Below are 323 nucleotides of genomic sequence, written 5' to 3'. Positions count from 1 at the left end.
GTATGGTGTCCTAAATATAGACGAAAAGTATTAACCAATGGTGTAGATACCAGGTTGAAGGAACTGCTCACAGAGTATGCTGCAAATCTTTCTGTAGAGATTCTGGAAATGGAAATCATGCCGGATCATGTTCATATGCTGCTGGAAGTAGACCCTCAGTTTGGTATTCACAAAGCCGTAAAATCTTTCAAAGGCTATACTTCCAGAATTTTAAGACAGGAATTTCCATATCTTAAAACTAAGATGCCGACGCTTTGGACAAATAGCTATTTTGTATCTACCGTTGGCGGTGCCCCGCTGGAAGCAGTAAAACAGTATATCGA

General features: G+C 40.2%; 1 protein-coding gene. It reads left to right on the top strand.

Annotation, left to right across the window (positions count from 1 at the left end; translation table 11 throughout):
* Positions 1 to 323, top strand: a 323-nt coding sequence (tnpA, locus tag DW915_RS15150) for an IS200/IS605 family transposase (RefSeq protein WP_243033850.1), incomplete at both ends; no start/stop codon positions are given.

The organism is Blautia sp. AM42-2 (assembly GCF_003480245.1).
GTDB classification, from domain to species: Bacteria; Bacillota; Clostridia; order Lachnospirales; family Lachnospiraceae; genus Fusicatenibacter; species Fusicatenibacter saccharivorans.
Note: the sequence above shows the minus strand (reverse complement) of the source record. Positions and strands in the feature narration are given on the sequence as shown.